Consider the following 13,590-nt stretch of genomic DNA (forward strand, 5'->3'; position numbering starts at 1 on the left):
GAATCGACAATGCACCGAGCCGATCTCGGTGTCCTCCCCAACAATGCCGATGCCACCTAACAGTTTTCTTATCGTGCGCAAATCATCGCGAGCTGGTCGCTGGGTGGTCAGTGGTCGTCGTCGCGCTGCATGTCGGCGAGTTGGATACGGGTGTTGAGGAGTTCGGTGGCTACCTCGGGCGAGGGGGATGTTTCGGCGATGTTCTCCAGTTCGGCGAGTAGGTCGCGCATGGTCGTGAGCCAGGGGCGGTCGGATTCCAGGCCGGCGCCGTAGAGCTGTAGCCAGGCGGCGGAGCGTAGGCATTTGGCTCGGGGGCCGATGCGGTCGAGGATGCCCCAGAGGTGGGCGGCACGGAGGAAGGCGACGACAGCTTGTTCGTCTTCGCCGCAGTAGTCCAGCACCGAGGCGGCCGACCCGGCGAGCTCGGCTTCGAGTTCGACGCGGTCGGGGTCGTTGTGGACCAGACGGGCCGCCTCGACGAATTGCTGTGCCGCATCACGGAACCGGTTGATCTTGCGCAGGGATTCGCCATATTGGCGGCGCACGATCGCCAATTCGGCGGGCGGGTACGGCTGCGCACCGGTCGCGAGGGACTGCTCGAAGAGGGCCGCCGCCTCCCCGTGCCGTCCGGCCCGGTGGCAGGCTCGCGCGGCGACGAAGGTGAGGTGTATCGCATCCGCCGCCGAAATCGGTTCCCACCGTGCGGCCGCCGTGAGCGCCGCATCGGCCAGTTCGTATTCCCGGCCCTGCTGTCCGGAGAGCACCATGACGAGCTGAGAACTCAACCGAGCGATATGTTCGGCGGGCAACGCGGTCGCGCCGACCGAAAGTGCTCGGCGCAGATACTGTTCGGCATCCTTCGGATTGTCGACGAGGCGTACTGCGGCGAGCTCGGCCAGCTGCAACGCATCTTCGGCTTGTTCCTCGACGGAGGCGGTCTCCGCAGGCACTACATCGGCAACCTTGCGCGGCAACGTCTTTCGCGCACCGAGCGGAAGATGTTCGACCAGCGGTTGTCGCGCGATCCGGGCCGCGACGCGCTCGCTGAGCACCGTATTGCCATTGCGCGCGTCATAACGTGCGGTGAGCTCGCCGATTTCGACGCTCAGCTTGTCACGTACCGAATCCACCGTGCCCACACCGACTTCGAGTGCACCGAGATCCAGCTCGGTCAGCCGCCGCAACAGCACGCACACTCCCGATATGAAGGCCAGCCGAATGGCGGCGTCCGCGCCGGGATCGGTCAGCCACACCGCATGCTCGGCCAGCATCTCCAGACCACGCGCCTCGTTTCCGGTCAGTGCGCAGAACTCGATGTGCTCACCTACCGAGCGACGCAGATCCGGAAGGTGGCGCACCAGTGGATAACCCGTCAAATGCGCACTGCGTGCCTCGGCGGTGCGCCCGGTGCGCAGCATCGGCAGCAAGGCCTGCCCGAGCACCCGATGCGGCTCCTCGGCACAGCTGCGCGCACCGTCGATGACCGGACGCCAGCTCTCCAGTGCGGACTCGTCGTCACCGGCCTGCGCGTGGTTCGCACCCCACTGGTTACGTTCACAGGCATCGCAATCGGACATGCCGTCGCGCGGTGCCGCACGGGCGGCGTCCAGCAGTTCGGCGGCCAAGCCGTCCTGACCCAGTTCCCGCGCCAGATCGGAGCGCAAGGCGAGCACCGGACGCGCACTGTATCCGCGCTGCCGGTAACGACTTTCGAGCTCGTCGAGCCAGCGGTAGGTGGTCCGCAGCGGCACCGCGGGATTCTCGATCAGGCCCCAGGTCAGCCATTTCAGATACCAGTGCACCGAATGCGTCATCGGGCCGAGTTCGGCCGGGAAATCATCGTAGATCCGCAACAGCCTGCCGTAGGCGACCGGTGCCAGATCGCGTTCGCCCGCATAGGCATACGCCTGGGCAAGCTCCAACAGGACACTCCCCTCCAGTGCTCGGTCCGCACCCGACTTCGCCTCGGCGGCAAGCATTTCCAGTCGTTCGGTGCGACCGCGCCCGGGTGGCAGCGAACGGCTCTGCGCCAGCGCGGATCGGATCTCGGAGGTATCCATTTCAGGCCTCCTCCGCGGTCTCGCCCGCCGCACGCCGGGTCGCCCAGCTGAGGAATTCGCCGAAAGCGCGATTGAGCAGCGCGGTATCGGCCGGTCGCAACGGCCGGTGCGTCATCAATAAGGCTTGGCCGTAGAGCGATTCGACCGCGGTCCGCAGGAAGGCGGGGTCGTCGATCCGGCTCAAGCGTCGGACCACCGGGCTGTTGTGGTTCAACACCAGTTGGGCACGGGGTGTGCTCGCCTCCAGCGCGCCGAGGATTTCGGTCCAGAGCTCATCGGCGCCGACGGTGGTCTCGACCCGTGCTCGCTCATTACGCGCATCCCGACTGTCCAGATGCAGTGCGGGCACCGAAACCGGATGGAACGCACGCAGAATCACATCGCAGGACAGCGAATCCAGTGCGGTGCGTGCCGCGGCGAGTACCGGAGCCGACAAGAGTTCCTCGGCGGGATCCACCAGGTCGAGGGCGGCCGTAACCGCGGCCGCGTCCAGCTCGGTCACCGTGACACCAGGCAGGATCGTCGGCAGCAGCGCGACGAGTTCCGCATCGTAGGTATAGCCGCCGTTGACGACGCTGATGCCTTGCGCGGCCGCGGTGGCGGCCACTTGACGGAATTCCTCCACCGTCGCCGTCACACGCACGGTCGGGTGGTTGCGCGCGAATTCGGTCAGCGGTACCCGGCCGTCGGTGGTCTCGAACAGCAAGTGCGGCACCATGATCCGCAGCATGTCCGGCGAATGCCGCGCCATTGCTTTGACACCGAGCGCGTGCACGGACAGGAATGCGGCGAGCCGCTCGGGCTGTTCGGCGGCGATTTCGGTGAGCCAGTCGCGGATACGGTCACCGAGGCTGTCGCGGACGATGGCGAGGCGTTCGTCTTCGTAGAGGCCCTCCCGCGAGGCGGTCGGGCGCAGGCTGTCGGTATCGATGACACAGCGCACGAAGAAGGCCCAGTCCGGCAGCAGTCCGCGCACCGCGTCACCGAGCAGCATGCCCTTGAGATACACCCGGTGTGCGCTGCTTTCGGCGGGATTGCCCGGCTGTGACAGCACGAAGGCGACCCCGCTGACCCCCGCCAATTCGGCATCGAGATCGATCACATCCAGCGGGGTGAACCCGAGGACGCGCTCGCCGTACTCGAACAGCGCCGCACGCCGCTGGGCCGGGGATGCGTAGGCGCGCCGCCACATCGGCGGACCGTCGGTCGCGCGCAGTCCGGCACCATTCGCCTCGACCGTCACCTCGTAGGGCAGCAGCGAACCATAATCGCGGACCAGGTCGAGCACCCGCCCCGGTGTGAACCACGCCTGCGCACCGGCTCGAGGCGTGAGATGCACCGTGGTGCCCGGCTCTTGCTGACCTGCCGGATCGAGCAGACGCAGCGAGTAGGTGCCGTCGGCGGCGGCCAGCCATTCCACGGGCGGAGCGGCCGGGTCGATGGCCGAGCGGGTGACCACGCGGATCGTTTCCGCCACGGTGAAGCACGCCAGCAGCCCGATACCGAACTGCCCGAGGAACTCTCGGCGCGCACCCTCGATTTCGTCACGCTTCGACGAATGCCCGATGGTGGCGAGGAAGCGGTGCACGTCCGCCTCGGTGAGACCGATGCCGTGATCGGTGATCCGCAGTCCCGATTCGTCGACGACCAGCCGAATCGCGGTGGGCGCCAACGCATCGCGCTGCCTGCGCGCGGTGACGGCATCGACCGCGTTCTGCAGTAGCTCACGGATGTAGACCCGGGGACTCGAATACAAGTGGTGCGAGAGCAGATCGACGATTCCGCGCAGATCGACCTGGAACGAATATTCCCCACCACCGCTGCGGCCAGACCCGGCCGGCGCGTTGTTCACCATGGACCGAATCCTGGTGCGCAGCGCCAATAGTTCCCTTAACGAATGCTGATGGCGTTAACGGGGACCGATAGTGAGTTCGGTCACAATCGCGTCACACCGGTAGCAGCCGGGACACCACCGTGGTCAGTTGTTTGGCCGAGCGGCACTCGTGCATCTCGATCACTTCGCGATACCTGTCGGCGGCGGAATCACCGGTGCCCCAGTTGCTTTCCTTCTCCGGATTGAGCCAATGCGCGTGCTTGGCGGTGCGCACCAGCCCGCGCAGCGCATTCAGATCCGGATCACGGTAATTGGTGCGGGCATCGCCGAGAATCAGCAGCGAGCTGCGCGAGGTCACCGCATCGGGCCATTGCTCGACGAAGGTCGACAGGGCATGGCCGTAGTCGGAGTGCCCGTCCAGTCCGACCACCTTGCCCTCGGTGAAGATACGGGCCATGGACTGGTGCAGCTGGGTGTGCGGATCGAAGAACCGGGTCACCTCATCGGTCCGGTCCACGAAGGCGAATATCCGCACCCGGGAGAACTGTTCGCGCAGCGAATTGACCAGCAAGAGAGTGAAGTTGCTGAATCCGGCCACTGACCCGGATACATCGCAGAGCAGCACCAACTCGGGTCGACCCGGTCGCGGTTTGCGATTCACCAGGTCGATGGGCACGCCGCCGGTCGACATGGATTTACGCAGCGTCTTGCGCAGATCGATCTCACCGCGACGAGAATGCCTGCGCCGCACGGCAAGTCGGGACGCCAGGATTCGGGCCAGTCGCTGGGTGCTGCGCCGCAACTCCGCCAGCTCGGTTTCGGAGGCACGCAGGAAATCGACATCCTCGACTTGGCGAGCGACGGCATAGCTCGCGACGCGCTCCTTGCCGATATTCTCGGCCACCCGCCGGTGCGTTTCGGCCTCCACGATGGCGCGGAATCCGGCGATGCGCTGCCGGCCGATGCGGCGGGCGATCTCGGTGTCGAATTCGCTGGTATCCGGTCCGACGGCCAAACCCTGCAGAATCCTGGCCAGCAGTGTTTCCGGCTGTACCTCGCGCAGCGTCCGGTACGCGGAGAAGGAGGGTCCGCGCGAAGATTCGTACCGACCGAGCTGTTCGACCAGCTGTGCGGCGATCATTTCCTGCTGCTGCGTCGATTCCTCCCTGGTCAGCAGTTCCGCGAGTAGTCCGCGCAGCACGGGAATGTCGATCTCACCGGACGGCGTGCGCGGAACATCGAGATCATCCGCAGTGCTGCTACGCGCGCCGAGGGCCGCCGGGAACCACAGGTCGAACAGGCCGTCGAAAGTACTGCGATGGGTGGTGCGGCGCAGTAGCGAGCAGGCCAGACCCTCGCGCACGACCTCGCGGTCCATCAGATCCAGCACCGACACCACACGGCCCGCGTCCACCGTCTCCGACGGACCGACCGGGATGCCGCGCGCCCGCAGTGCGTCGACGAAACCGACGAGATGTCCCGAAATCCCGTGCGGCGCTTCGAGTGTGGGCTGCGATCCGGCCGCCACGGCTCAGGCCAGCTTCAGCTCGGCCAGCGCGCGCTGGTGGTCGGCCTGGTGCTTGAGCACGACACCGAGGGTGGCGCGCACCGTCGTTTCGTCGAGATCCTGCAGACCCAGCGCGAGCAGGGTACGTCCCCAGTCGATCGATTCCGCGACGCTCGGCAACTTCTTCAGCTGCATCCCGCGCAGCACGTGCACGATCCGAACCAACTGGGCGGCGACCGAGGCGGACAGCTGCGGAACACGGCTGGCCAGAATGCGGCGCTCGAGTTCCTCGTCCGGGAAGTCCAGGTGCAGGTAGAGGCAGCGGCGCTTGAGCGCTTCGGACAGTTCGCGCGTCGCGTTGGAGGTCAGCACCACGAACGGTTTGCGGCTGGCGGTAATCGTGCCGAGTTCGGGGACGGTGACCGCGAAATCACTGAGCACCTCGAGCAGCAGACCCTCGATCTCGACATCGGCCTTATCGGTTTCATCGATGAGCAGCACGGTCGGATCGGCGCGGCGGATCGCGGTCAGCAGCGGGCGCGAGAGCAGGAATTCCTCGGTGAAGACATTTGCCTTGGTCTCTTCCCAGCCGTGCTGCGCTGAATTCCCCGTCGCTTCGCTCGCCCGACTGGACGCCTGGATCCGCAGAATCTGCTTGGCGTGATTCCACTCGTACAGCGCGCGGGCCTCGTCGACGCCCTCGTAGCACTGCAGCCGCACCAGCTCCGCATCCGCGGTCTGCGCGACCGCCCTGGCCAGTTCGGTCTTACCGACACCGGCCGGACCCTCGATCAGCAGCGGCTTACCGAGCCGATCGGCCAGGAATACCGAGGTCGCCGTCGCCTTATCGGCCAGGTAACCGGTCGTGGCCAGCCGCTCGATCACATCGTCGACCGAGGTGAAAATCGGCTCCTGCACTGCGCTTTCGGTACCCACGTAGCGTCCTTCCATTCATTCCCACCCGTAACGCTACGGGAGTCCCCGAAGCAAGCACTCGCCGGTTCTTACACCGAACGAAATCTAGACCGGCCGGATCTGGCCGTCGCCCCAGACAATCCACTTGGTCGAGGTCAGTTCCGGCAGCGCCATCGGGCCGCGGGCGTGCAGCTTCTGCGTGGAGATGCCGATCTCCGCGCCGAAGCCGAACTGCTCACCGTCGGTGAAGGCGGTGGAGGCGTTCACCATGACTGCGGCGGCATCGACGCGGTTGGTGAATTCGCGGGCCGCGGCCAACTCAGCGGTGACGATGGCCTCGGTGTGGCCGGTGCCCCAGGTGTTGATGTGCTCGACGGCCTCGTCGAGATCCTTGACGACCTTGAGCGCGATATCGAGGGTGAGGTATTCCTCGCCCCAGTCCTGATCATTGGCGGGCACGAGTCCGGGCAGGTCGCCGTGCACGGTGACGCCATGACGTTCCAGCGCCTCGATCAGCCGGGGCACGGCGGTGGTGGCGATCGCGTCATCGATGAGGACCGTCTCGGCGGCATTGCACACGCTGGGACGGCGGGTCTTGGCATTGATCAGGATCTGCTCGGCCATCTCCAGATCGGCGGCTTCGTGCACGTAGACGTGGCAGTTGCCGGTACCGGTCTCGATGGTTGGCACCTGCGCGTCGCGGACCACCGCATTGATCAGGCCCGCACCGCCGCGCGGGATGACCACGTCGACCAAGCCGCGAGCCTGGATCAGATGGGTCACGCTGGAGCGATCGCGGCTGGGCAGCAGCTGTACCGCGTCGGCCGGAATGTCCAGTGCGACAAGAGCTTCCCGCAGCACGGTGACGAGTGCGGCGTTGGAGTGCGCGGCCGAGGAAGAACCGCGCAGCAGCGCCGCATTACCGGATTTGAGCGCGAGTCCGAATGCGTCGACGGTGACATTGGGGCGGGCCTCGTAGACCATGCCCACGACGCCGAGCGGCACCCGGACCTGACGGATCTCCAGCCCATTCGGCAACGTCGACCCGCGCACGACCACGCCGACCGGATCGGGCAGCCCGGCCACCTGACGCAGCCCGGACGCGATGCCGTCGATGCGCGCCTTCGTCAGCCGCAGCCGGTCCAGCAGGGACTCCTCGGTCCCCGCCGCCTGCGCGGTCGCGATGTCCTCGGCATTGGCGGCGAGCACAGTATCGGCCGCCGCGAGCAACGCATCCGCGGCCGCATGCAGCGCCTCGTTCTTCTGCGCCGTGGTCAGCTGTGCGAGCGTGCGCGAAGCAACCCGAGCCTTGCGCGCGGCATCGTGCACCGCTTCGCGGATATCCTGGCCGGTCGTCGTCCCTACCGTCATAAGTGACAGCCTACTGACCGGGCTCAGCACCCATTCCCGCGAGTGCGCGGAGTCGACCAGCACGTTCGACATCCAACCGCCCGGCACCGAGTTCGCTCAGCAACTGATCTTGCAGCCGCTGCCAGTGCCCCGTCCAGATAGGCCGCCGCACCATCAGGCCGGCGCTCGCCGAGCGCAGTCGAAACGCGGCACGACACGCTCCGCGGCCCCGCCATATGACTACGCTCGACGGACCTCGATTACCGTCGATCATTAGCCGCGACGACGGGAGCGGCGTGCCTGCCGTCGAACTGGCCGCGATGAGGTGGGCCGAGTCCGTCCCGAAGCGGGCGAGGGCGGATTATCTTGGGACTCATGCCCACCATGCCGGATCGGATACCGGCCGAGGGTGCCCACGATGCGTTGATCGGGCACCTCGAGGCCCATATGGTTGCCATGACATTTGTGGATAATGCCGGGATAACCAGGGTGAAGACAGTGCCGAAGGGGCGGTTGGCACAGGCCGCCAAATTCGGCATCGGGGTGTCGCCCTGTTTCGAGACGTTCACCTTCGATGATCTGATGTCCGTCGGGCGATATCTCGGCGGGCCCGATGGTGATCTGCGGCTGATTCCCGATCTGTCGCGATTGACCGAACTCGCCTGTCAGCCGGGGTGGGCCTGGGCGCCCGCCGATAAGTACACCCAGGACGGCACCCGCTTCGTCGCCTGTCAGCGCGCCTTCGCGACCAGGCAGGCGCAGGCGGCGCAGAAAGCCGGGCTGCGGATTTCGATGGCATTCGAGACGGAGTGGTCGGTCGGGCGCGGGGATGTCGAAAACGATTTCGTCCCAGCGGTATTCGGACCCGCCTACAGCTTGATCCGGTTGAGTCAGGTGGGCGAGTACGCCAGTGATCTCATCGCGGCGCTGGAGCGTCAGGAGGTCGCTGTCGATCAGTTCCATCCGGAGTACGCGCTGTCGCAACTGGAACTGTCGGTCGCACCCAATGATCCGGTCGCTGCCGCGGATGACGCGATCCTGGTGCGGCACACCATCCGGCAGGTGAGCGCGCAATACGGTTGGCGGGCGCTGCTCGCGCCGTGTATCGAGCCAAACGGTGCGGGTTCCGGTGCGCACCTGCATTTTTCGCTGCACGACGACGAAGGACCGCTCTTGGCGCAGGGCGAGGGACCGCATGGCATGCGCCACGCAGGCGAGGCGTTCCTGGCCGGTGTGCTGCGGGAACTGCCCGCATTGGTCGCGATCGGCGCGGGCAATCCGGCGAGTTTCCTGCGGCTGCAACCCTCGCGGTGGGCCGGGGTCTGGCAGTGCTGGGGCCGCGAGACGCGGGAGGCGGCGCTGCGCTTCATCACCGGCGTGCGGGGCACCGAGGAATGGGCAGCCAACGCCGAGGTCAAATGCTTCGACGCGACGGGGAATCCGTATCTGATCGTCGGTACGGTCATTGCCGCCGGACTCGCCGGAATCGCCGAGGAATTGCGCCTGCCCGCCGAAATCAGCGGCGATCCAATGGGATTCGATGCCGAACAACTGATGCTGTCGGGTGTGCGACGGTTGCCGACCAGTTCGATGGAGGCCGCCGACGCACTCGCGGACTCCAAGGTGCTCGCCGAGGCACTCGGCGTCGAACTGCACGACGCGCTGCTCACGGTGCGCCGCGCCGAAGCCGAACGCTATCGGGATATCAGCCCGGCCAAGGTGATCGAGATGACCCGCTGGCGGTTCTAGCGTGCTCACCGATGGTGTCGCACTCACCGATCACCATTGTCACGGCGTCGTCGCCACGGATCTGGACCGCCCCGGCTTCGAGCGACTGCTCGGCGAAGGGCAGCGCGGCACCTTCGATTCCGCTATCGGTCTTGCCGTAAGACGTTGGTGCGCACCGATTCTCGACCTGGAGCCACATGCCGATCCGGAAAGGTATCTGGCGCGCAGGGCCGAACTCGGCTGGCGTGAAACGACCACCCGACTGCTGCGCGCCTCCGGCACCACGCGATGGTTTCTCGATACCGGATTCGGCGGTGGCCGAGCGGAATTCGCCGCTGTCGCTCCTGGCGAGGTGCGCGAGATCGTCCGGCTCGAACAGATAGCCGAACAGGTGATCGCCGAAGTCAGCATCGCGACAATGCCTTTCGAGGATATCGAAACGACATTGCGCGGTCGGGCCCGAAATGCGGTCGGCCTTAAGACAATCGTGGCCTACCGCTATGGTCTGAACTTTCCCGTCACCGATGCCCTGCCATCGACGATCATCCACGAACTGCGCCTCACCGATCCGGCGACGCTCGGCTGGCTGGTCGGACTCGGTGCCCGCATCGGAGCGGAATTCGGCCTGCCGCTGCAGTTCCACACCGGATTCGGCGACACCGATCTGCGGCTCCAGCACACCGATCCGCTGCTGCTCACCGACTTCCTGCACGCCACCGCGGGCTCCGGACTATCGGTCATGCTGCTGCACTGCTGGCCCTTCCACCGCAATGCCGCCTACCTCGCGCACGCCTTCGACCATGTGCACCTCGACCTCGGCCTGACAATCCCCTACGTGGGACAACGAGCCACGGCGGTACTCGGCGAAGCCCTCGAACTCGCGCCGTTCCGCTCGATGCTCTACTCCTCCGACGGCTACGGACTCCCCGAGCTGCACTACCTCGGCGCACTGCTGTGGCGGCGCGGTCTCGGCCGACTACTGGACGAATGGATCGCCGACGACGCCATCACCCTCGCTGATGCCGAAGGGCTCGTCATCGCGATCGCCCGTGGCAACGCCGTGCGCACCTACCCCTAGCGTGCGGCGGCGATGGCGGCGGCGAGTCCGTTCGACAGCTGGCTGGAGTCGAGTTTCTTACCGTTGACGAAGACGGTCGGAGTGGCGTTGACGTCGCCATTGAGGACCTGCTCGGTCTTGTCACGGAGATAGGTGTCGTATTTGCGATCGGTTATGCACTGGGCAACCGACGGGTCGGTGTAGCCGGCATTCTTGGCGATCTCGACGAGTTTGCTATCGGGCAGGCCACTGCCGCCCTCTGCGGGCTGCTGTTCGAACATCGCGGCGAACCAGCCCTGATACTTCGAACGGTCTTGTCCGGCAACACAATACGACGCGTTCGCGGCGCGCGAGGAGTACTGGGTGCTCGAGGCGCGGTCCAAGAACGAAATGATGTCGTATTCGATGATCGCCGTGCCGTTCTTGGCGGCGTCTTCGAGCGTCTCGGCGTTGCGTTTTTCGAATTGTTTGCATGCGGGGCACTGCAGGTCCGCGACCACGCGAACGACGACCTTCGCATTCGAATCGCCGACGCGGACCGCACCGGTGGCGGTCACGCCCGCCGGGGTCGTCCCGGAACCGGCGCCCGCTGCCGTCGCGGCGCCCGAAACGACGTTGCTCTTCTGCACCACCACGACGCCGACCACGCCCACGACGACGAACAGCACTGCGGCGACCACCACCAGAACGACGACAGCGCGGTTGCTGGACCGGGACGGTGATGGCGGAACGGCCCATCCCCCCTGAGGGTTGCTCACGGTACCTTCACCACGCTTTCGCTCGCCGAAAAGTTCCGTCCCGCACGATAGCCGGTCGCCGAGCGCGGCATGCACGTCCGGTCGCGCGCTGAGGACGCCTGACCGCCGAATCCTGCTGTCTGGTTCTCGAATATTGAAGTGCGCACAGCCCTGCGTGAATCTAGCGTTGACAGGGAACAGACCGAACGAGAAAGGACGCTTCCCATGTTTCCCGTCGAGCTGCGTGGCACCAGGGCGCAGACGCTCATGTGGGCCAACGAGCACGAAATCGAGCAGTCCGCGCTGCGGCAGCTGCGGAATATCGCGCAACTGCCATGGGTCCACGGTGTCCGCGTCATGCCCGACGTGCACCTCGGCAAGGGGGCGACCGTCGGCTCGGTGATCGCCATGCGCGACGCCGTCGCACCCGCGGCTGTCGGCGTGGATATCGGCTGCGGCATGGAGAGCGTGAAGACCGACCTCACCGCGGCCGACCTGCCGGACAATCTGCATTCGCTGCGCTCGCGCATCGAGGCGGCGGTGCCGGTGGGGTTCCAGGCGCACAAGAACGCGGTCGACGTTGCGAAGCTTGGCGCACAGTTCGTCGCCTCACATGGCGAGTTGGCCAAGCACGTCGGCGGCTGGAAGCGTTTCTGGTCCGAGTTCGGCTCGCTGAATCCTGGCGTACAGGCGCTCGAGTCCAAGGCACACAAGCAGATCGGCTCGCTCGGCTCAGGCAACCACTTCATCGAAGTCTGTCTGGACGAACACGATTCGGTGTGGATCCTGCTGCACTCCGGTAGCCGCAATATCGGCAAGGAACTCGCCGAGCGGCATATGACGGTCGCGCGCGCATTGCCGCACAACCAGGACCTACCCGATCGCGATCTGGCCGTATTCCTTTCCGGCACACCGGAAATGGAAGCCTACCGGCGCGATCTGACCTGGGCGCAAGAATACGCCGCACGCAACCGCGCGGTCATGCTGTCGCTCGTCTGCGGTGCCGTGCGCGCGGAATTCGCGGGGCGCGAGGTGCGTTTCGACGACCCGATTTCTTGTCATCACAACTACGTGGCGGAGGAGGAGATCGACGGTGTGCCCATGCTGGTCACCCGGAAGGGTGCGGTGCGGGCGGGCGCTGGCGATCTGGCATTGATTCCGGGTTCGATGGGCACCCGCTCATATGTGGTGCGCGGCAAGGGAAGTCCGGCCTCGTTCCAGTCGGCGTCGCACGGTGCGGGTCGGCGGATGAGCCGGAATGCGGCGAAGAAGCAGTTCACCGTCGCAGACCTGATCGCGCAGACCGAGGGCGTGGAATCGCGCAAGGATGCGGGTGTGGTCGACGAGATCCCGGCCGCGTACAAGGACATCGACGAGGTCATCGCCGCGCAGAGCGATCTGGTCGATATCGTCGCGACGCTGCGTCAGGTGCTGTGCGTGAAGGGGTGAGACGTGGCCGAATTGCGGTGATTACAACCGCAATTCGGCCCGAGCGAGCTCCGCGATATCCAAGGTGCTGCGTTGCCACATTGCGGAGCCGCCACTCGCGGACCGGCACGCTGAAAACTGTGCGTCCCAGAAATTCGGGCAGAGCCGAATTACGTTTAACAACAACGCAATTCGTCCTGAACGTATTCAGCGCCGCCGCATCGTACCCGCGACGCCCGCACCGAGCAGCAAGACGCCGAGAATGAATGCGTATCCACTCGTCACCCAGGTGATCAGCGCTAACCGCATCTCATCGGACAACATCGGCAGGTCGTCGTGAATGATCCGCCAGGTGTCATCCGGGAACAGGAAGTACACGAATCCCGGCACCACACCCCACACCAGACCGGCCAGCACCGTTCCGGCCGGTGCATATGCGGCGAGCGCCGCCACGAAGAGCAATAGAAGCGCCCCACCGACGATCTGGAACGTCGACCCCGCCCGATTGGCCGCGGACCCGAGAATTACCCACTGCCGGGTATCCAGTGCCGCATGCGCGGCAAGTCCGATCCCGACCGGGGTCACCACCAGACCGGTCAGTATCCCGAAAACGGACCGCCCGAATCCACCGGTACTGCGGAATTGAGCACCGGGTGGCGCCCATCCCGGCGGCGGCTCGTAGTTGGTCATGACTGCCTCCTGCGCGGTCCCACGGTGCGGAGCAATGATCTCACTCTATTGTCCTTTGCCCAGGGATATTTCGCCCTTTCGGCTGCGGTGCCGGTCGCCGGAGAGTCGTGACTCGCCGCCCCGGACTCGCCTGTCACTGTCGCGGGCATGCCCGTCGGCGTCGAAACGTTTCGTCGCGAATACAACAGGGTGCGCCGCCCTGGCGAGGCCGGAGACATCGGGTGTCTACCGGTAGCGCGGACGGACCTTCGATCCGCAGAGCCTTTCGTCGAACGGATACCGCG

Annotated in this window: 10 protein-coding genes; 3 read left to right on the forward strand and 7 right to left on the reverse strand. The window is 65.8% G+C overall.

The features are described 5' to 3' along the window. Positions 1 to 107 precede the first annotated feature (107 nt). The 5 genes from ACQPXH_RS25685 to ACQPXH_RS25705 all read right to left on the reverse strand — a co-directional run bounded on the left by ACQPXH_RS25685 (position 108) and on the right by ACQPXH_RS25705 (position 7,759). On the reverse strand, positions 108 to 2,060 hold the full coding sequence (locus ACQPXH_RS25685; RefSeq protein ID WP_433599057.1) for a hypothetical protein: 1,953 nt from the start codon (positions 2,058 to 2,060) through the stop codon (positions 108 to 110). A gap of 1 nt (position 2,061) precedes the next feature. Further along, positions 2,062 to 3,915 carry an HSP90 family protein gene (locus ACQPXH_RS25690; protein WP_433599058.1) on the reverse strand — a complete coding sequence of 618 codons (1,854 nt, stop codon included), beginning with the start codon at positions 3,913 to 3,915 and terminating at the stop codon, positions 2,062 to 2,064. A gap of 91 nt (positions 3,916 to 4,006) precedes the next feature. Beyond that, positions 4,007 to 5,422 carry a vWA domain-containing protein gene (locus ACQPXH_RS25695; RefSeq protein ID WP_433599059.1) on the reverse strand — a complete coding sequence of 472 codons (1,416 nt, stop codon included), beginning with the start codon at positions 5,420 to 5,422 and terminating at the stop codon, positions 4,007 to 4,009. Between the two features lie 3 nt (positions 5,423 to 5,425). Next, positions 5,426 to 6,337 carry an AAA family ATPase gene (locus ACQPXH_RS25700; protein WP_433599060.1) on the reverse strand — a complete coding sequence of 304 codons (912 nt, stop codon included), beginning with the start codon at positions 6,335 to 6,337 and terminating at the stop codon, positions 5,426 to 5,428. 84 nt (positions 6,338 to 6,421) lie between these two features. Then, entirely contained in the window at positions 6,422 to 7,759 is a 1,338-nt protein-coding gene (locus ACQPXH_RS25705) for a glutamate-5-semialdehyde dehydrogenase (RefSeq protein ID WP_433599061.1), read from the reverse strand. A 282-nt stretch (positions 7,760 to 8,041) separates the two neighbouring features. Here ACQPXH_RS25705 and ACQPXH_RS25710 point away from each other — a divergent pair, with 282 nt between their 5' ends. Continuing rightward, the gene (locus tag ACQPXH_RS25710) at positions 8,042 to 9,415 is read left to right on the forward strand and encodes a glutamine synthetase (protein ID WP_433599062.1); all 1,374 of its coding nucleotides are present in this window, start codon (positions 8,042 to 8,044) and stop codon (positions 9,413 to 9,415) included. Position 9,416: 1 nt separating this feature from the next. After that, positions 9,417 to 10,472, forward strand: a complete 1,056-nt coding sequence (locus tag ACQPXH_RS25715) for an amidohydrolase family protein (protein WP_433599063.1) — start codon at positions 9,417 to 9,419, stop codon at positions 10,470 to 10,472. On the opposite strand, the gene ACQPXH_RS25720 is transcribed toward ACQPXH_RS25715, so the two are convergent. After that, the gene (locus ACQPXH_RS25720) at positions 10,469 to 11,209 is read right to left on the reverse strand and encodes a DsbA family protein (RefSeq protein WP_433599064.1); all 741 of its coding nucleotides are present in this window, start codon (positions 11,207 to 11,209) and stop codon (positions 10,469 to 10,471) included. The two genes, ACQPXH_RS25715 and ACQPXH_RS25720, sit on opposite strands and share 4 nt — an antisense overlap. 204 nt (positions 11,210 to 11,413) lie before the next feature. Between ACQPXH_RS25720 and ACQPXH_RS25725 the strand changes: the two genes are divergently transcribed. Then, complete coding sequence (locus tag ACQPXH_RS25725; RefSeq protein ID WP_433599065.1) at positions 11,414 to 12,637, forward strand: RtcB family protein; 1,224 nt, start codon at positions 11,414 to 11,416, stop codon at positions 12,635 to 12,637. A 186-nt stretch (positions 12,638 to 12,823) separates the two neighbouring features. On the opposite strand, the gene ACQPXH_RS25730 is transcribed toward ACQPXH_RS25725, so the two are convergent. Then, positions 12,824 to 13,306 (reverse strand): hypothetical protein, encoded by a 483-nt coding sequence (locus ACQPXH_RS25730; RefSeq protein ID WP_433599066.1) that lies wholly within the window; start codon positions 13,304 to 13,306, stop codon positions 12,824 to 12,826. Positions 13,307 to 13,590: the final 284 nt, after the last annotated feature.

This window comes from Nocardia sp. CA-135953 (assembly GCF_050955735.1).
GTDB lineage: Bacteria > Actinomycetota > Actinomycetes > Mycobacteriales > Mycobacteriaceae > Nocardia.

Coding starts and splice junctions, on each gene's coding strand:
- ACQPXH_RS25685 (WP_433599057.1), bottom strand. CDS start 2,060: ATGGATACCTCCGAGATCCGATCCGCGCTGGCGCAGAGCCGTTCGCTG.
- ACQPXH_RS25690 (WP_433599058.1), bottom strand. CDS start 3,915: ATGGTGAACAACGCGCCGGCCGGGTCTGGCCGCAGCGGTGGTGGGGAA.
- ACQPXH_RS25705 (WP_433599061.1), bottom strand. CDS start 7,759: ATGTCGAACGTGCTGGTCGACTCCGCGCACTCGCGGGAATGGGTGCTG.
- ACQPXH_RS25710 (WP_433599062.1), top strand. CDS start 8,042: ATGCCCACCATGCCGGATCGGATACCGGCCGAGGGTGCCCACGATGCG.
- ACQPXH_RS25725 (WP_433599065.1), top strand. CDS start 11,414: ATGTTTCCCGTCGAGCTGCGTGGCACCAGGGCGCAGACGCTCATGTGG.
- ACQPXH_RS25730 (WP_433599066.1), bottom strand. CDS start 13,306: ATGACCAACTACGAGCCGCCGCCGGGATGGGCGCCACCCGGTGCTCAA.